This window comes from Nocardioides dokdonensis FR1436 (assembly GCF_001653335.1).
GTDB classification, from domain to species: Bacteria; Actinomycetota; Actinomycetes; order Propionibacteriales; family Nocardioidaceae; genus Nocardioides; species Nocardioides dokdonensis.
This window is the reverse complement of sequence record NZ_CP015079.1, coordinates 545,094-562,976: the sequence shown is the minus strand read 5'-3', so window position 1 is coordinate 562,976 and position 17,883 is coordinate 545,094. Positions and strand designations below refer to the sequence as shown.

Below are 17,883 nucleotides of genomic sequence, written 5' to 3'. Positions count from 1 at the left end.
CGCCTCAGAGCAGGGCGGGGCTGCCGGTGCCGAAGAGCAGCGTGGGTCGCTCGGGCAGGCCGAACTCGGTGCCGACCACCTCGCACCGGCGTTCCCCCAGCGTGCAGGTGACCACGACGGTGCGGCCGGTGGGGCCGGACGCGCTGCCGCGGGCGCTGGCGGCACCGTAGAAGGTGCGGTGGTCGACCCAGCCGCCCAGGTAGAAGAAGCGGTCTCCGGTGTCGACCCGGTGCGCCGTGCCGTCCGCGGCGTCGTACCAGGTGCCGCGTGTCCGCTCCGCGGCCACGAGGGCGTCGCCGCCCGGGGAGAGCCAGCCGTCGAGGTAGGACTGCTCGCCACGTCCGGCGAGGCGCATCCCGCCGCCCTCCTCGGCGTGCAACGACACCGGGGTGCCTCGCTCCCCGACGAGACCGGGCACGCGGGCCGGGCGCACGGTCTCGGGGTCCGCGCCGTCCAGGGGCAGGCGGAACGTCCCGCCCGCGACCGGGTCGACCACGTAGGCGGCCTCGGCGTCGAGACCCAGGAAGACCGGCTCGGCGTCCTCGTACAGATCCTCGAGGTCCAGGTCGTCGAGGTCGTCGGTCGCCGGGCTGCGCAGCACCTGGTCGCCGGTGGCCACGTCGAGGACGACCGGGGTCGCCAGATGGGTGCCGAAGGCGTCCTCCGGACCGTGCGCCCGGTCCATCAGCCCCAGGTGGCGTCCGTCCGGCGAGAGGTGCAACCGGGTGGTGTTGACCCGTGCCACCAGCGTGGCCGGACCGCCGTCGCTGAACCACAGCGAGCCGTCGGCGAGGTAGTGCACGCCCCAGCGGGTGACCACGAACGCCGCCGGCGCCGGGTCGAGCTCGAGGGTGCGCTCGCCCACGTGCAGGGTTCCTCCGACGGACCAGGCCGGGGCCCGCGGGTCGAAGGCCGGCGCGCCCACCGGTAGCGTGAAGGGAGCCGTCGCCCGCTCGCGGGGTGGTGACGCGTCGTCCTCGCACCCCACCAGCACCACGGCGCCCAGCGCTGCCGCGATGAGGAGTCCCAGGGGCTTCGCGAGGCGCGCTCGGCGGGGGTGGGGTGGCACGAGACCCTGTCTACCGGTGCGGGGGTGGCGTGCCGGTCGAGCAGCGGTCACGATTGCGACACGATCGGCCGGGACGTCACCCGCGGTGCGGATGCTCGTTGTCAGGTGGGCGGGCCAAGGGCCCGGGAGGGTCGTTCGAGGGGGGAGAGACGTGGCCAAGAGGCTGACACAGGTGGTGCTGGCGATGGTGCTGGCGGTGCTGCTGGTGCTGGGCACCACCGGCGCGAGCGGGGAGCGCCCGGCCGAGAAGGTCGAGGACAACCTCGAGGGCCAGAAGGTGCGCGTCAACCTGCCGCCGACCAACGACCCCAAGGGTGTCGTCGTCTTCTTCCACGGTCAGGGCGGCAACGTCAACGACAAGATGGAGGGACCCTGGCTCGATGCGCTGCGACGCGACGGCTGGGTGGTCGCCTCCTCCATGTTCCACCGCGAGGCCTGGGGCAACCCCGCCTCCACGCAGGACGCCAACCGGGTCTGGGAGTGGGCCGAGCGCCAGGGCGGCGCCGAGGTGACGATGTACCTCGGCACCTCCATGGGCGGCACCACCTCGCTGAACGCCCTGCTCCACGGGGACCAGGCGCCCCCGTGCTGGTACGGCGTCAAGGCCGCGGTCGACATGTCCACGATGGGCAACGTGCCCGGCGCCGACGGCTTCATCCGCAAGGCCTACGGAGGCGGTCCCTACCCGCGCGAGCGCAACCCGGTCGACACCGCCTACAAGCTCGCCCGCACCGGCACCACGTTCCGCTTCGTGGCCAGCCCCTACGACCCGTACGTGCCCTACGCCCCCAACACCGGCCGGCTCTCGGCCGCGCTGCAGGAGTTCGGCGCCGACGTCTCCGTGCGCACCGTGCAGGGTCCCCACGACGACCCGTCGCACTACAGCGCCTACGACGTCGTGAAGTTCGCCAACGAGTGCGCCGCGGCGCAGGCGAAGGGCGCTAGATCCAGCGGCTGAACCAGATCCGGTCCAGCCACTGCGAGTGCGTGAGGAGCTCGTGGGTGTAGACCGGCCAGAACCACGCGAAGTTCAGCAGCACGAGCACGACGAACGACCCGGCGGCCACGACGCCCAGGGTGCGCCGCGTGCTGGGCTCGCGGGACGGGCCGACCAGTCGTCCGATCAGCAACGTCAGGGCGAGCACCAGGAACGGCAGCATGGCGGAGGCGTAGAAGAGGAAGATCGGGCGGTCGTCGTAGAACAACCACGGCAGCCACGTCGACAGGGCGCCGACCACGGGGACGCCGTAGCGCCAGTCGCGGGCGCCGACCCACAGCGCCGCGGCGGCGAGGAGGGCCAGGCAGCCACCCCACCACAGCACCGGCGTGCCCAGCAGCAGCACCTGGCGCAGGCAGTCGCTGCCCTCGGGCGCCTCGCACCCCCGGGTGCCGGGCTCGATGCCGGTGTCGGCGGCGACGCCGACCGGGCGACCGAGCAGCGGCCAGCCGAGCGGGTCGGACTGGTAGGTGTGGCTCGAGCAGCTCAGGAAGTGGGTGTGGAAGACGTAGACGTCCTGGTGGTAGGCCCACAGGGAGCGCAGCGACTGGACGAGCTCGCCGGGGCCGGCGGCGTCGGCCTGGTCCGCGGTGGGCCAGCGCGCGCCGGTGTCGGGGTCCTCGCTGACGAACGAGTCGTCCTCGCACTTCCCGGCGCCGGTGAACTGGGTGTACTGCGTCGAGGACAGGGACCGCTCGTACTCGGCGGCGTTGACCATCCACCCGGTCCAGGTGGCGACATAGACCACGAACGCGACCAGCACCAGGTGGGCGAACGCCGGGAGGCCGTCGGCCAGCACCGAGCGCAGCACCGGGCGGCGTACGCCGAACGAGCGGCGCGCGCCGGCGCTCCACACCCAGACCAGGATGCCGAAGGCGGCCAGCGGGTAGAGCGCGGTCCACTTGGTGCCCACCGCCAGACCCCAGCAGACGCCGCTGGCCATCAGCCACGGGCGGAACAGCAAGGCGCGCACGGGCCCCCACGAGCGGGGGTGGGTCACCGCGGTGCTCTGCAGGCGCGCCATCCGGGCCCGGTACCAGTCGCGGTCGGCGACCAGGCAGGCCACGGCGCAGAGGATGAAGAAGGCCAGGAAGATGTCGAGCAGCGCCAAGCGGGACAGGACGAAGTGCAGTCCGTCGAGCATCAGCAGCAGGCCCGCGACCAGCCCCAGCCCGGTCGAGCCCGTCAGGCGCCGGCCCAGGCGCGCCATCACCACGACCATGAGGGCGCCGACCACGGCCGAGGAGACCCGCCAGCCGGTCGGGTCCATCCCGACGAGCTTCTCGCCCAGGCCGATCAGCCACTTGCCGACCTCGGGGTGCACGATCATCGACGGGTCGTCCTGCCACAGGCCGCGCACCGTGCCGTCGAGGATCTGCTCGTCGGCACCGTCGACGTAGCCGCGCACGTACCCGTGGTTGACCAGCGACCACGCGTCCTTCGCGTAGTAGGTCTCGTCGAACTGGAACTCGGCCGGGGACCCGAGCTTCCACAGCCTCATGAAGAGCGCGACCAGGCCCAGCCCCACGGCGGCGCTCCAGCCGACGAACGGATCCTCGAGGGCCAGCCGCCCCTGGTCCCGTCCCTGCGCCCGCTCCTGCGCCGTCGGCACGACGCTGCCGTCGGCGGTGCGGGAGAGCGACACCGTCTCGGGTCCCGGTGCGGGCGCGTCGGTGCTCACGCCGGCGAACTCTACGACGGCCCCCGTCGCCTGCTCAGCGCAGGCGGCGTGCGGTGAAGCCCGGAGGGGGATGCGCGATGGCCTCCTGGGCGGCGACGAGCTGGATCTCGCGGGTGCCGGCGGCCACCGTCGCCTCGATCACGGCGAAGACCGACGCGGTGGTGCGGACCAGCGCCTCCTCGGGAGAACCCGTGCTGCGCAGGTGGGCCAGGTAGAGCGCCGCGGTGACGTCGCCGCAGCCGTTGGGGTGGATCGGCAGCAGGGGAGTGGTCACCGCCCAGGCGCCCTCGTCGGAGACGGCGACGACGTCGAGGTGGTCGGGCGGGACGTCGTCGTGCAGCACGCTGGTGACCAGGACGTCACGGGGGCCGCGCGCACGCACCACGTCGACCGCCGCGAGCACTTCGTCGAGCGTCCGGGTGGTGGTGCCGGCCAGGAAGTCGAGCTCGAAGTGGTTCGGGGTGATCACGTCGGCGGCCGGGACCACCGTGTCGCGCATGAACTCGGGGATGCCCGGACGCACGAACATGCCGCGCCCGACATCGCCCATCACGGGGTCGCAGCAGTAGATCGCGTCGGGGTTGAGCGCCTTGACGCGTGCCACGGTGTCGAGGACGACCGCGCCCACGGCCGCGTCCCCCTGGTAGCCGGACAGCACGGCGTCGGCCTCACCGAGCACGCCGCGGTCGTCGATGCCGGCGATCACCTCGGCGATGTCCGCCGGGTCGAGCAGCGGTCCGCGCCACGCGCCGTACCCGGTGTGGTTGGAGAAGTGGACGGTCAGGACCGGCCAGACCTCGTGGCCCAGGCGCTGCAGCGGGAAGACGGCGGCGGAGTTGCCGACGTGACCGTAGGCGACCGAGGACTGGATGGAGAGCACCTTCACCTCCCCATGGTGGCAGGCGGGGTCGGTCCGCCCCAAGCCTGGCGAACACCTTCCCGCCAGAACTAGAACGGGTTACAGTTTCGCCGGGTGTGCGGCACGCCACCCGACTGCTGCTATCACCAGAGGTGGACCCATGGCCAAGCCCGTCCCGGTCAACGAGGCCGAGTACGTCGTCGTCGGAGCCGGAAGCGCCGGGGGTGCGCTGGCCGGTCGTCTCGCGGAGGCCGGCCACAGCGTCGCGCTGGTCGAGGCGGGTGGCAGTGCCAAGAGCATCATGTTCCGCAAGCCGGGCATGATCACGGTCGTCCACGCGGAGCCGAAGCTGAAGGCGAAGTTCGACTGGGGCTACTACCACGCACCGCAGCCGCACCTGAACGACCGCAAGATCCCCGCCACCCGGGGCCGCCTGCTCGGCGGGTCGAGCTCGGTCAACGGGATGATCTTCGTGCGGGGCAACCGGGCGAACTACGACGCCTGGGAGGCCGAGGGGAACAAGGGCTGGGGCTACGAGGACGTGCTTCCCGTCTACCAGAAGATGGAGAACTGGGAGGGCGGCTCCGACGACTACCGCGGCGCGGGGGGCCCGGTCCAGGTCATCGAGAACCACGACGTCCAGGAGGCGTCGCGCCAGTTCGTGACCGCTGGCGCGAGCGCACTCGGCCTCGAGGTCAACCCCGACTACAACGGCGCGTCGCAGGAGGGCATGCACACCATCCAGGAGAACACCTCCAAGGGCGTGCGCTACTCCACGGCCGAGGCCTACCTGCGCAAGGCGCCGCAGAACCTCAGCATCCTGACCGGCGCCACGGTCGCTCGCGTGGTGATCGACCACGGTCGGGCCACCGGCGTGGAGGTCGTCGAGAAGTCCGGGAGGCGCACCATCCGGGCGACCCGTGAGGTCATCGTGTGTGCCGGCGCCTACAGCTCCCCGCAGCTGCTGATGCTGTCGGGGGTCGGACCGGCCGAGCACCTGCGCCAGCACGGCATCGACGTCGTGGCGGACCTCCCGGTCGGCGACAACTTCCACGACCACATGTTCGTGCCGATGACGTTCACCATGGACAACGTCAAGCACAAGGCCGCGCCCAGCTACTTCGCCCGCAACCTGGCGCGCGAGCTCGTGCGTCCGACGTCCACCTTCATGGCGCACTCGGTCTTCGAGGCGGGCGCGTTCCTGCACACCTCCCAGTCCGACAGCGCGGCGCCGGACATGCAGCTGCTCGCGCTGCCGTGGGCCTACCCCGCGCCCAACCAGGACGCCCCGGTCCGGCTCAAGCCCGACCCGCGCCCCTCGCTCACCGTCTTCTCGACCCTGGTGCAGCCGCGCTCGCGCGGCACGGTGCGCCTGGCGAGCGCCGACCCGACGGTCGCCCCGATCCTCGACCCGGGCTTCCTCTCCGACTCCCGCGACCTCGACGTCCTCGTCGAGGGCATGGAGATGATCCGCGAGGCGATGGCCCACCCGACGATCGCAGGCAGCGTGCGTGGCGAGATCGAGCCGGGCCCGGCGTACTCCAAGGAGGCGCTGCGCACGGAGGTGCGCAACCGCGCGACCACGGTCTACCACCCCGTCGGCTCGGTCCGGATGGGCGTCGACGAGCGAGCCGTGGTCGACCCCCAGCTCAAGGTCCGTGGCATCGAGGGGTTGCGTGTCGCTGACGCCTCGATCATGCCGACGGTGATCAGCGGCAACACCAACGCCCCCTCGATCATGATCGGCGAGAAGGCCGCCGACCTGATCCTCAACGGCTGATGCCGACCCCGGAGGTACTTCGATGAGCACCCTGACCCGCCCTGCCACCCTGTCCGACGCGTTCCTCGAGAGCCTCGTGGCACGGGTCCCGTCGACCTCGGGTGGCACCTGGAAGCTCACCGAGGTCTACACCGGTGAGCACCTCGTCGACCTGCCCCAGTCCACGCCCGAGGACATCGAGCGTGCCTTCGAGACCGCGCGGGTGGCCCAGCGCGCCTGGGCGGCGACGCCGCTGCGCCAGCGCCTCGCCGTCTTCAAGCGGGCCCACGACCTCTTCATCGACAACGCCCTGACCACCGCCGACCTGCTCCAGGCCGAGAGCGGCAAGAACAGGCGGATGGCGATCGAAGAGACCTGCGACCCGCCGATGGTGATGAGCCACTACCTCAAGCGGGCGCCGAAGGTCCTGGCCCCGAAGCGTCGCGGCGGCCCGGTGCCCCTGGTCTCGCACTCCACCGAGATCCGGCAGCCCAAGGGCGTCGTCGGGATCATCGCGCCGTGGAACTTCCCGTTCGCGACCGGCATCTCCGACGCGGTCCCCGCGCTGATGGCCGGCAACGGCGTGGTGCTCAAGCCCGACAACAAGACCGCGCTGTCGCCGCTCTTCGGCGTCTCGCTGCTGGAGCAGGCCGGGCTGCCGAAGGGGCTCTTCCAGGTCGTCTGCGGCGAGGGACCCGACGTCGGGCCCACCCTCATCGACAACGCGTCGTACATCATGTTCACCGGCAGCACCGCGACCGGTCGCACCATCGGCGAGCGCGCCGGGCGCAACCTCATCGGCGCCTGTCTCGAGCTCGGTGGCAAGAACCCGCAGATCGTGCTCGACGACGTCGACGTCGACGAGTGGGTGGCCAGCACGCTGTTCGGCGTCTTCGGCAACACCGGACAGATCTGCATGCACATCGAGCGGATCTACCTGCCCGAGAGCCGGTACGACGAGCTCAGGTCGGCGTTCGTGCGGGCGACGGAGGCGCTGCGGATCGGCGCCGCCTACGACTTCGAGCCCGAGGTCGGCTCCCTGGTCTCGGTGGACCAGATGCACCGGGTGCTCTCGCACGTGGAGGACGCGGTCGCGAAGGGCGCCACGGTGCTCACCGGCGGCAGGCCGCGCCCCGACCTGGGGCCGGCCTTCTTCGAGCCGACCGTGCTCGAGGGCGTCACCACCGATATGGACTGCGGGGTCACCGAGACCTTCGGCCCCGTCGTCGCGCTGCACCCCTACCGCACCGTCGACGAGGCGGTCGCGCTGGCCAACGACACGGACTACGGCCTCAACGCCTCGGTCTGGGGTGCCGACCTGGACCGGGCGCAGGCGGTGGCTGCGCGGATCGAGGCCGGCAACGTCAACGTCAACGACGCGCTCGCCACGGCCTACGCATCGAAAGGCACCCCGTCCGGCGGGGTGAAGCAGTCCGGCGTCGGCGCCCGCCACGGCGACCAGGGCCTGTTGAAGTACACCGACGTGCAGAACCTCGCGGTGCTCAAGAAGCAGGTCCTCGGCGCCCGGCCGGGCCAGGACTACAACGCCTACGTGAAGCAGATGCTCACCGGGCTGAAGATGATGCGCCGCACCGGCATCCGCTGACCCAGGACTCGCGCTGTTGCCTGGTGCCTGTCAGCTGACCTGGAGGGAGCGCTTCGACAGTCCCATCCAGAACCCGTCGATGACCTGTCTGGCGGGGGTCGCGGCGTCGGCGGCGGCGCCGAGGGTGACGAACAGCGGTGAGTAGTGCTCGACGGTGGGGTGGGCGTAAGGCATGCCCGGGGCCCGGTCGCGGTAGGCGGCGAGCTCGTCGAGGTCGCCGCGGGCCAGCGCTTCGCCGGCCCAGGCGTCGAACTCGCGCGACCAGCCCGGGGGGTCGGCATCGATGCGGAGCTCGCGCAGGTAGGGCAGGCCGTGGGTGAGGAAGCCCGAGCCGATGATGAGCACGCCCTCGTCTCGCAGTGGGCGCAGCCTCTCGCCCAGGCGCAGGAGTGTCGCGGGGTCGTGGTTGGGCATCGACATCTGCAGCACGGGGATGTCGGCCCCGGGGTACATCAGCTTCAGCGGCACCCAGGCGCCGTGGTCGAGCCCCCGCGAACGGTGTTGGTGGACCGGCTCACCGGCCGGCATCATGGCCGTGATCCGGGTGGCGAGCGCCGTGGCGTCGGGCGTCTCGTAGGTCATCCGGTAGTACTTCGGGTCGAAGCCGCCGAAGTCGTAGACCAGGGGCGCGCTCGAGGCGCTGAGCGAGACCGGCGCCGACTCCCAGTGCGCGGAGACGATGAGGATCGCCGTCGGCCGCGGCAGGTCCTGGGCCCAGGAGGCCAGCTGCGCGGACCACAGTCGGTCGTCGAGCAGAGGCGGGGCGCCGTGGCCGAGGTACAGGGCCGGCATGGCGGGGGCGGAGGTCATGCCCACCATGGTAGTTGAGGATTGAACTTCAGTCGCTGGGGAGGCTCCAGTCCACGGGGGCGCCGCCCTGGTCGACCAGGAGGTCGTTGACCCGGGAGAAGGGCCGGGAGCCGAAGAAGCCCCGCCGCGCCGACAGGGGGGACGGGTGGGCCGACTCGACGGCGGGGACCGGGCCGAGGAGCGGTCTCAGCGACTGAGCGTCCCGGCCCCACAGGATCGCGGCGAGCGGGCCGCCCCGCTCCACCAGGGCGTGGATGGCGCACTCGGTGATCGGCTCCCAGCCCCGTCCCCGGTGGGACGCCGCGGCGCCGGGCCGCACGGTCAGGACCCTGTTGAGGAGCATCACGCCCGCGCCGGTCCAGGCGCTCAGGTCGCCGTGCGCCGGGACCTCGATCCCGAGGTCGTCGCCGAGCTCGCGGTAGATGTTCACCAGGCTGCGCGGCAGCGGGCGCACGTGCGGGTCGACGGCGAAGCTCAGCCCGATCGGGTGGCCGGCGGTGGGGTAGGGGTCCTGGCCCACGACCAGGACCCTCACCTCGGCCAGCGGGCGGCGGAAGGCGCGGAAGACGTCGTCCCCCCGGGGCAGGTAGGCGCGGCCGGCCGCGACCTCCTCGCGCAGGAACGCGCCCATCCCCGCGACCTGCTCCTCGACCGGCGCCAGCGCCTCGGCCCAGTCGGGGGCCATCAGGCCCTGCTCCACGAGCGCCGCCAGTGCTGCCATGCCGGCGAACCTACGCGGGGAAAACGGGTGGCGGCCACCGGGGTGGCCCCCGTAGACAGACCCCATGCGCGAGCTCACCTACTACGTCGCCACCTCGCTGGACGGGCGGATCGCTGCCCCCGACGGCGACTTCTCGGCCTTCCCGATGGTCGGCGACCACATCGACATGATCGTCCGTGACTGGACCGACACCCTGCCCGGACCGGCCCAGGCCGCGCTCGGGGTGACCCCGCCGCGCTCGCGGTTCGACGCCGTGGTGATGGGGTGGAACACCTATGCGGCCGGGTTCCCGCACGGTGTCGACGACCCCTACCCGCACCTCGACCAGGTGGTCGTCACGCGGAGCCACCTCGACCACGCCGTGCCGGCCGGGGTGCGGCTCACGACCGACCCGGTGGCCGAGGTCCAGCGGCTGAAGGCCGCTCCCGGGGTGGGCGTCTGGCTGTGCGGGGGTGGCACGCTGGCCGGCTCCGTGGTCGACGAGATCGACCGCCTCGTGGTCAAGGTCAACCCCGTGCTGCTCGGCGACGGACCGGCGCTGGTGACGGCGCCGTACGCCGCCCGCGACTTCCGCCTCGACCGGACGCAGGCCTTCGGTTCCGGGGTCGTGGTGAACGAGTACGTGCGCGACCGCGGCTAGCGGAAGCGCGCCCGCCGCGGCAGGTACGGCGCCCGGCCGCGCTCGCCGACCTCGACGTCGAGGATCGCCTGGTGCGAGGCGTCGCCGGCGATCGCGGACTGGTTGGCGACCAGCACCGAGGTGCCCAGGAAGGTGGCCGAGCTCGCGGTGTCGAACGGGACGGCGGAGCCGTTGTCCCCGGACACCGGCAGGCTCGGGAAGCGAGCCACCTCCTCGCCGTCGGGCGTGATCTCGACGACCTGGGCCGTGAGTCCGGCCAGGGCCAGGTAGATGTGGCCGGAGCGACCGATCCCGAAGCCGTCGGGCAGGTCCGTGGGCTGTGAGGTCCACACCGTCGAGAGCTCACCGGCGCGACCGCGCCGGTCGACGGGGAGCCGCAGCAGCGCCCCGTTGGTGGGCAGCGTCGCGCCGGTTGCCCCCGTCTGTCGACTGACCAGCGTCTGCTGGGCGATCAGCAGCTCTCGGCGACCCGGCAGGTATCGGATCCCGGTGGTGCCGAAGCCGGCGACGCCGTCCAGCTCGGGTGCGCGGAACCACTCCTGCACCCGGCCCGAGGGGCGCACCCGCCAGATCACGCCGTCGCCGTAGTCGCTGACGTAGAGGCCGCCCGGTCCCCAGGTCGCGAAGTTCGGGACCGCGCCCTCGGGCAGGCGGGCCACGGTGCGGAAGCGCCCGGTCCGGGGGTCGAGGGTCAGCACCCGGGGCCGCGAGATCTCCAGCAGCACCAGCGTGCCGTCGCTCGTCTGGTGGGCGACCTGGACGCCGTGGTCGGCCTCGAGGTCCTGGCCCGGGACCCGCCACGACCGCAGCAGGGCACCGTCGGCGGACCACTCGAAGACCTTCGAGGCGATCGAGGAGCGGCGGGGGTCGCGCGCCAGGTAGGTGCCGGCGTACACCCGGCGGTCGGTGTGGACGTGCACGTAGGCGGGGTAGCCCGGGGAGGGCACGAGGGAGAAGACCTCGGTGTCCCACTTCTCCCGCGCCGGCGCAGCGCTCGCGGCCGGGGCCAGCGAGCCGGCCAGGGCCAGGGCCAGCAGGAGTGCCAGCAGCCGCCTCACAGCACGTCCCTGACCTCGAGGGCGGCGCGCTCGCCGGCCCGGACGGCGCCGTCCATGTACCCCGACCAGTACGTCGAGGTCTCGGTGCCGGCCCAGTGCACCCGGCCGAAGGGGCGTCGGATGGCGGGGCCGAAGTCGACCAGCGTGCCGGGCGCGTGCACCGCGGTCGGCCCGCCGCGGGTCCAGCGCTCCTGGGTCCAGTCCTGCTCGGTGTACTCGACCGGCTTCAGGGCCCGGTCGCCGAACATGTCGGCGAAGCCGCGCAGCACCGCCTCGCGCCGGTCCCGGCGCCGCATCGGGCCGTACTCGCGCCAGGTGCCGCCGCCGACGAAGGCCAGCAGCACGCCGGGGTCGCCGGTGGGTGGGGAGTTGTCGAACACGGCGCGGGCGGCACCGGCGTCGTTGATGCCGAAGCCGTTGAGCCCGTCCTCGCGCCAGAAGGGCTTGTCGTAGATCGCGTCGCACTTCATCAGCTGGCCCATGTCCATGTGCCGCAGCAGCTGGCGCCGGTCGGTGGGCAGCTGGGGGTCCCAGTCCATGTCGAGGACCAGCGGCGGGGGAGCAGCCACGATCACGCGTCGGGCCCGGACCGTGCCGCGCCGGGTGTGCACCAGCACCCGACCGTCGCGCTGCTCGATGCGGCGCACCGCCGCCTTCAACGCCACCACGTCGCCCAGTCGTCGGGCGAGGCGGATCGGGACCAGCTGCGAGCCCCCGACGAAGCGGCTCTCCTGGGCGCCACCGCTGGTGTCGGAGCTGCGGGCGAAGGTGCCGGCGGTGGTCTCGTTGCCGCCGGAGGCGACGTACCAGAGCACGAAGAGCAGCGAGAGCTCGTCGGGGTCGGCGCCGAAGCCGGGCTGCGTCCAGGACTTGATGAGGTTGCCGATGCCCTGCGCGTTGACGGCGTTGCGGCGGATGAACTCGCCCAGGGACATCGCGTCCCACGCCCGGGCGTCCGGGTGCGACCAGGGGGCGCTGACGTCGATCTCGGCGGCCATCGAGTCGATGCGGGTCAGCAGCACCGCCGCGTCGGGCAGGATCGTGGGGTCCGGGGGCACCGTGCCGGAGTACTCCTGGCGACCGGTCATCGAGGAGATGTAGACGCTCCTGCCCTCGTTGTACTGGAGGAAGGTGCGCACCCCCAGCCGCTTCGCGAGCGCGGCGATGTGGTCCTGGGTGGGGCCGATGAAGGCGCCGCCGGCCTCGATCGTGCCGCCGGCGTCGAGGTGGTGGTTCAGCACCCGGCCGCCCACGCGCCCGCGCGCCTCCACGCACAGCACGTCCACGCCGCGACGGGCCAGCTGGTCGGCGGCCACGAGCCCGGAGAGCCCGGCGCCGACCACGACGACGTCGACCTTGCGGGGCAGTCGGCCCTGGCGCCCGTCCGGCTGTCGGGCGTCGGCCGCGGTGGGCAGCAGCCCGGTGCCGACGGCCGCCAGGGTGGCCGCGCCGCCTCCGCCCAGCAGCAGCCGGCGGGAGAGGGGGGAGTCGGCGGGGAGCAGCGGCGACATGGGTCTCCAGACGCTGGGCGGGTGTACGCGATGCAATAACGTGAACATGTGTCACTTTCAGGAACGTAGCCTACACTTCCTGCCATGGGAGCGGAACGGATCCACGAAGGCACGTCGCCCGGTCCGGGCGCGCCGGCCGGCACCGACCCCGAGGTGGGCGCGGTGCGCCGGGTGCCCACCCAGCAGCGCAGCAAGCAGCGCGTCGAGGCGATCATGGACGCCGCCGAGCGCCTGGTCCTCGAGCAGGGCGTCGAGTCGCTGACCACCCGCGCGATCGCCCAGCTGGCGGGCGTGCCCGTGGCCTCGCTCTACCAGTACTTCGGCGACAAGGAGGCCGTGCTGCTGGCCCTGGCCGGACGCGACATGGCCGAGATGGACGAGCAGGTGGCCAACGACCTGGTGGCGCTGGAGCTGGTCAGCGTCGCCAACGTGGTGCGCACCGCGATGGAGGCCTTCGTGGTGGTCTACCGCCGCCGACCGGCGTTCGTCGAGATCTACCTGCGCGGGCGCGGCAACGCCGCGGTCGCCCGTTTCGGCAGGGTGCACAACGCGCGGGTGGCCGAGGCGCTGCGTGACTTCGCGCTGGAGCACGGGCTCTGCCGCCCCGACCTCAGCCCGGCCGTCGTCGAGCTCGCCGTGGAGGTCGGCGACCGCGTCTTCCAGCTGGCCCACGAGCACGACGCGGACGGCGACCCCGCACTGGTCGAGGAGGGCATCACGATGATGACCGCCTACCTCGAGCGCTACGCCACCCCCGCCGGTCTCGAGGGAGTACGCCGGTGACCCCCGCCCCCGAGTCGTACGCCGCCGTCGCGGCGGCGGCGCGGCGCCTGGCCGACGAGGGCCTCGTGGTGGGCAGCGCGGGCAACGTGAGCCTGCGCGTCGGCGCCGCGGTCCTGGTCACCGCCTCCGGGGTGGACCTGTCGACCTGCGGCGCGGACGACGTGGTGCTGCTCGGCTCGGGCCGGGGTCGGCCCACCTCGGAGGTCGACCTGCACCTGGGCGTGCAGGCCGACACCGGTGCGACCGCGGTGGTGCACACGCACGCGCCGTACTCGACCGCGGTGGCCTGCGTGCTCGACGAGCTGCCGGTCCTGCACTACCAGCAGATGCTCCTCGGAGGCGCCGTGCGGGTCGCGCCCTACGCCACGTTCGGCACCCCCGAGCTGGCCGCGCACGTGCGTGCGGCCCTGGCCGGGCGGAGCGCCGCCCTGATGGCCAACCACGGCTCCGTCGCGGTGGGCGCCACCCTCGACGAGGCGGTCGAGCGGGCGCTCCTGCTGGAGTGGCTGGCCGCGCTGCACCACCGCGTCGCCGTGCTGGGTGCCCCGCGGCTGCTCACCGCGACCCAGCAGCACGACGTGGTCGTCGCCGCTCTCACCCGCGGCTACGGCCGGACCGATCCGTCCACCAGCACCGGAGGCGCAGAGTGAAGCAGCAGGCACTGGACCAGCAGATGAAGGTCGCCGTCGTCGGCGTGCACGTGCTCGACACCCACGTGATCGGCGTCGAGTCGGTGCCCGAGGGCTCCGACGGTGCGTTGGTCGACACGATCCGGATGTCCGCGGCCGGGACCGCCGGCGGCACCGGCCTGGTGCTGTCTCGCCTGGGCGCCGAGGTGTCCTCCTTCGGCGCGGTCGGCGACGACGCCGCCGCCGACACGCTGCTGGCACTGCTGGCCCGCGAGGGCGTCGACACCAGTGCCCTGGTCCGTAAGGACGACCACCAGACCTCCGCGTCGGTGATCCCGGTGCGTCCCAACGGCGACCGGCCCGCCTGGCACTGCATCGGCGCCAACGGCGCCTTCACCCTCGACGACCTCGACCGGGCCCGGCTCGAGGGCCTGACCCACCTGCACCTCGGGGGTCCGGAGTTCCTCGGCGGCCCGGCCGCCGGGGAGCTGCTCGCCCACGCCCGGGGCCTCGGGCTGACCACGTCGATCGACGTGCTCGCCCCCGGCGACCCCGACCTGCTGGCCTGGATCGCCGACGCCCTGCCGCACGCCGACCACGTGCTGCCCAACGACGAGCAGGTCCTCGGCCTCACCGGCGAGGACGACCCGGCTGTGGGGGCGCGCCGACTGGTCGAGGCCGGCGCCGGCTGCGTGGTGCTGACCCGCGGCGCCCGGGGCGCGCTCGTCGTCACCGCGGACGACGTCCTCGAGGTGCCGGCGTACGAGGTCGACGTGGTGGACACGACCGGCTGCGGGGACGCGTTCTCGGCCGGCTTCCTGCGCGGGCTCTCGCTGGGCCGCGACCTCGCCGGGGCCGCGGCCCTGGGGTGCGCCACCGCGGCGCAGGTCGCCGGCGGCCTGGGCACCGACGCCGGCTCCTACGACCTCGGCTCGGTGCTGGCCTTCCTCGACACGGCCCGGACCCTCACCACGACGGCCGGCTGAGCCGGTCGAGAAAGGCGATCATCAGCGCCTCGCGCATCGCCGGGGTGGCCAGGTCGAGCATCGCGTTGACCTCGGCCATCCGCTCCGGCAGCGCCAGGGCGCCGGTGTCCTCGTCCACGCCCGCCAGCCCCGCCGCGGCCAGCAGGCCGTCGAAGTCGTCGTCACCCAGGTCGGCCGGGTCGAGCGCGGCGATCACGGCTGCCACCTCCGGGTCCACCCGCACCGGCCCGAAGACACGCGCGGCCGCGACCGAGGCGACCAGCGCGGCGACGAGCTCGTCGACGTGCCCGAGCGTGGCGGCCGAGAACGACAGGTGGATGGTGGCGGGCTCGCCCTCGTAGGACAGCTGCGGCTGCACGTGCCAGCCGCGGGCGGCCATCTCGTCGCAGACCGTGAACGGGTCGAGGTCGTCGTCGGTGCCCAGCACCAGCAGCGTCGCGTCGGGCGGAGCCACGACCGACAGGCCGGACAGGCCCTCGACCGCCGCCACGACCCGGTCGGTGGCCTCGAAGGTCTGGGCGGTGAGCTGCTCGTAGCCCGCGTCGCCGAGCAGCTGCAGGACGCTCCACGCCCCGGCCAGCGGACCGCCGGACTTGGTGGACTGCATCGTGGAGTTGAGCATCGTGTAACCGGGCCACCGCGCTGAGGAGAACAGCTGCGGGCGACGGTGGGCGCTGGTGCGGTGCAGCAGCAACGAGGTGCCCTTGGGGGCGTAGCCGTACTTGTGCAGGTCCACCGAGACCGAGGTGACTCCCTCCACCGCGAACGACCACGGCGCGACCTCGCGTCCCAGCCGGGCGGCGTACCCGAGCACCCAGCCGCCGATGCACGCGTCCACGTGGCAGCGCACCCCGCGCGCCGCGGCGGCCGCGGCGATCGCCGGCACCGGGTCGACGACACCGTGCGCGTAGGACGGGGCGCTGGCCACGACGAGGACCGTGCGGTCGTCGATGGCCGCGGCCATCGCCTCGGGGTCGGCGCGGTGGTCGGGCCCGACCGGCACGGAGACGATCTCGACGCCGAAGTAGTGGGCGGCCTTGTGGAAGGCCGGGTGGGCGGTGCTGGCCAGCACCATCCGCGGCCCGACGACGTCGGGGCGGGAGTCGCGCGCGGTCTGCACCGCCAGGAGGCAGGACTCGGTGCCGCCGGACGTCACGGTGCCGACCGCGCCCGTCGGGGCGTCGAGCAGCCGCAACCCCGCCGCGACCAGGTCGTTCTCCATCTGCAGCAGGCTGGGGAACGCCGTGGGGTCGAGACCGTTGGAGCCGGCGAACGCCGCCACCGCCTCGCGTGCGACCCGGTCGACCTCCTCGAGCCCGGAGTCGTACACGTAGGCCAACGTGCGGCCGGTGTGCACCGGCAGGTCCCCGGCCTGCAGGGTCGCCAGGCGTTCCCGGACCTCGTCGGGAGTGCTCGCGCTGCCGGGGGTGCGGGGGGCGGTCATGCGTCCACGTCCTTCGCCTCGATGGAGTAGCGGACCAGCCAGGCCAGGCTGATCAGGGTCAGGGCGGCCGGCAGCACCGAGAAGCCCCAGGTGATGGCGCTCAGCGCCGAGTCGGGCTGGACGACGCCGCCGCCCTCGCTGGAGACGTAGCCGCCGAAGGTCAGCATCACCGCGAAGAGCGCCGGGCCCAGGGCCATCCCGAGCGTCTCGCCGGCGGTCCACACGCCCGTGTACACGCCGGCGCGGTTGCTGCCCGTGCGCTTCGCGTCGACCGCTGCGGCGTCGGGCAGCATCGCCAACGGGAAGACCTGGCAGCCGGCGTACCCGACGCCGACCAGTGCGACCGCGGCGAAGACCATCGACGGCGGGGCGGTGCGGGCGGTGGCCGCCAGCAGCGCGCCGGCCGCGAGCACCAGCGAGGAGCAGAGGTAGCCGCGCTTCTTGCCGATCCGGGCGCCGAGCCACGACCAGGCCGGGGTCAGCACCAGCGCCGGACCCACGAAGCAGACGAAGAGGATCGTGGCGGCCCCGTCGCGGCCCAGCACCTCGCCGGCGAGGTAGTCCACACCGGCGAGCATGCAGCCGGTGGCCAGGGCCTGCAGCACGAACGTGGTCAGCAGCAGCCGGAAGTCACGGGCGGCGGCGACCACGGCCAGCTGGTCGCGCAGGCTGCCGGGGCTGGGCTCCAGCACCGTCACCGGCGCGCCCCGGGTGCCGCGGTAGGCCGCCAGCGCACCGGTCGCGATGATCACGGCCATCACCACGCCCATCACCCGGTAGCCGTCGCGCCCGCCGACCGCGTCGCGGATCAGCGGGGCGCTCGCGCCGGCGACCATGATCGTCAGGGCCAGGATCGCCACCCGCCAGGTCATCAGCCGGGTGCGCTCGTCGTACGACGACGTCAGCTCCGCGGGCATCGCGACGTAGGGCACCTGGAAGAACGCGTACGCCGTCGCCGCGGCCAGGAAGCACACCAGCACCCACGCGGTCTCCAGGGTCCGCGAGTCGACGTCGGGGCCGGCGAAGACCAGTGCGAAGGTCACCGCCAGTGCGAGGCCGGCCCGCAGCAGCCACGGACGGCGCGGGCCGCGGGGGTCGCGGGTGCGGTCGCTGATGCGTCCGGCCACCGGGTTCAGGAAGACGTCCCACGCCTTCGGGGCGAAGACCACCACGCCGGCGACCAGGGCGGCGACCCCGAGCTCGTCGGTCAGGTAGGGCAGCAGCATCAGCCCGGGCACCGTGCCGAAGGCGCCGGTCGCGACCGACCCGGCGCCGTACCCGATCCGGACCCGCGTGGGCAGCCGCTCGGAGCGGGTGGTCGTCGACATGC

16 protein-coding genes are annotated in these 17,883 nt (G+C 73.2%); 7 read left to right on the top strand and 9 right to left on the bottom strand.

The annotated features are described in order from the left end of the window. Positions 1–4: 4 nt before the first annotated feature. Entirely contained in the window at positions 5–1,069 is a 1,065-nt protein-coding gene (locus tag I601_RS02710) for a hypothetical protein (protein WP_157519846.1), read from the bottom strand. A gap of 151 nt (positions 1,070–1,220) precedes the next feature. On the opposite strand from I601_RS02710, the gene I601_RS02705 reads away from it, so the two are divergent. Continuing rightward, on the top strand, positions 1,221–2,027 hold the full coding sequence (locus tag I601_RS02705) for an alpha/beta hydrolase family protein (protein ID WP_157519844.1): 807 nt from the start codon (positions 1,221–1,223) through the stop codon (positions 2,025–2,027). On the opposite strand, the gene I601_RS02700 is transcribed toward I601_RS02705, so the two are convergent. Both I601_RS02700 and pdxY read right to left on the bottom strand, forming a co-directional pair. Beyond that, complete coding sequence (locus I601_RS02700; RefSeq protein ID WP_169834651.1) at positions 2,011–3,747, bottom strand: dolichyl-phosphate-mannose--protein mannosyltransferase; 1,737 nt, start codon at positions 3,745–3,747, stop codon at positions 2,011–2,013. The two genes, I601_RS02705 and I601_RS02700, sit on opposite strands and share 17 nt — an antisense overlap. A 34-nt stretch (positions 3,748–3,781) precedes the next feature. Then, a complete protein-coding gene (gene pdxY, locus I601_RS02695; protein ID WP_068106112.1) occupies positions 3,782–4,633 on the bottom strand; it encodes a pyridoxal kinase PdxY in 852 nt (283 codons plus the stop codon). A gap of 133 nt (positions 4,634–4,766) precedes the next feature. On the opposite strand from pdxY, the gene I601_RS02690 reads away from it, so the two are divergent. Next, positions 4,767–6,386, top strand: a complete 1,620-nt coding sequence (locus I601_RS02690) for a GMC family oxidoreductase (RefSeq protein WP_068106110.1) — start codon at positions 4,767–4,769, stop codon at positions 6,384–6,386. Positions 6,387–6,408: 22 nt separating this feature from the next. Further along, entirely contained in the window at positions 6,409–7,971 is a 1,563-nt protein-coding gene (locus I601_RS02685; protein ID WP_068106107.1) for a succinic semialdehyde dehydrogenase, read from the top strand. Between the two features lie 30 nt (positions 7,972–8,001). On the opposite strand, the gene I601_RS02680 is transcribed toward I601_RS02685, so the two are convergent. Next, complete coding sequence (locus tag I601_RS02680) at positions 8,002–8,781, bottom strand: dioxygenase family protein (RefSeq protein ID WP_068106104.1); 780 nt, start codon at positions 8,779–8,781, stop codon at positions 8,002–8,004. A gap of 28 nt (positions 8,782–8,809) precedes the next feature. Continuing rightward, entirely contained in the window at positions 8,810–9,502 is a 693-nt protein-coding gene (locus I601_RS02675; protein WP_068106102.1) for a uracil-DNA glycosylase, read from the bottom strand. 64 nt (positions 9,503–9,566) lie between these two features. Between I601_RS02675 and I601_RS02670 the strand changes: the two genes are divergently transcribed. After that, positions 9,567–10,142, top strand: coding sequence for a dihydrofolate reductase family protein (locus I601_RS02670; RefSeq protein ID WP_068106099.1), 576 nt, complete (start codon positions 9,567–9,569; stop codon positions 10,140–10,142). Here the strand turns inward: I601_RS02670 and I601_RS02665 are convergent. Next, positions 10,139–11,200: an SMP-30/gluconolactonase/LRE family protein gene (locus tag I601_RS02665; RefSeq protein ID WP_068106094.1), complete on the bottom strand. Its 1,062-nt coding sequence runs from the start codon at positions 11,198–11,200 to the stop codon at positions 10,139–10,141. The genes I601_RS02670 and I601_RS02665 overlap by 4 nt on opposite strands. Continuing rightward, the gene (locus I601_RS02660; protein ID WP_084527055.1) at positions 11,197–12,711 is read right to left on the bottom strand and encodes a flavin monoamine oxidase family protein; all 1,515 of its coding nucleotides are present in this window, start codon (positions 12,709–12,711) and stop codon (positions 11,197–11,199) included. Before I601_RS02660 ends, I601_RS02665 begins: the two co-directional genes overlap by 4 nt. 84 nt (positions 12,712–12,795) lie before the next feature. Here I601_RS02660 and I601_RS02655 point away from each other — a divergent pair, with 84 nt between their 5' ends. Genes I601_RS02655 through I601_RS02645 form a run of 3 tightly spaced genes read left to right on the top strand, consistent with a single transcriptional unit; the run spans position 12,796 to position 15,109 of the window. Then, positions 12,796–13,494 (top strand): TetR/AcrR family transcriptional regulator, encoded by a 699-nt coding sequence (locus I601_RS02655; protein WP_068106091.1) that lies wholly within the window; start codon positions 12,796–12,798, stop codon positions 13,492–13,494. After that, positions 13,491–14,144: a class II aldolase/adducin family protein gene (locus tag I601_RS02650; RefSeq protein WP_068106088.1), complete on the top strand. Its 654-nt coding sequence runs from the start codon at positions 13,491–13,493 to the stop codon at positions 14,142–14,144. The genes I601_RS02655 and I601_RS02650 overlap by 4 nt, the downstream gene beginning before the upstream one ends. Beyond that, positions 14,141–15,109 (top strand): carbohydrate kinase family protein, encoded by a 969-nt coding sequence (locus I601_RS02645; protein WP_237089534.1) that lies wholly within the window; start codon positions 14,141–14,143, stop codon positions 15,107–15,109. Before I601_RS02650 ends, I601_RS02645 begins: the two co-directional genes overlap by 4 nt. On the opposite strand, the gene I601_RS02640 is transcribed toward I601_RS02645, so the two are convergent. Together I601_RS02640 and I601_RS02635 are read right to left on the bottom strand one after the other, a co-directional pair. Next, positions 15,090–16,553: a pyridoxal phosphate-dependent decarboxylase family protein gene (locus tag I601_RS02640; protein ID WP_068106085.1), complete on the bottom strand. Its 1,464-nt coding sequence runs from the start codon at positions 16,551–16,553 to the stop codon at positions 15,090–15,092. The genes I601_RS02645 and I601_RS02640 overlap by 20 nt on opposite strands. After that, positions 16,550–17,881, bottom strand: a complete 1,332-nt coding sequence (locus tag I601_RS02635; RefSeq protein ID WP_068106082.1) for an MFS transporter — start codon at positions 17,879–17,881, stop codon at positions 16,550–16,552. The genes I601_RS02640 and I601_RS02635 overlap by 4 nt, the downstream gene beginning before the upstream one ends. Positions 17,882–17,883 lie beyond the last annotated feature (2 nt).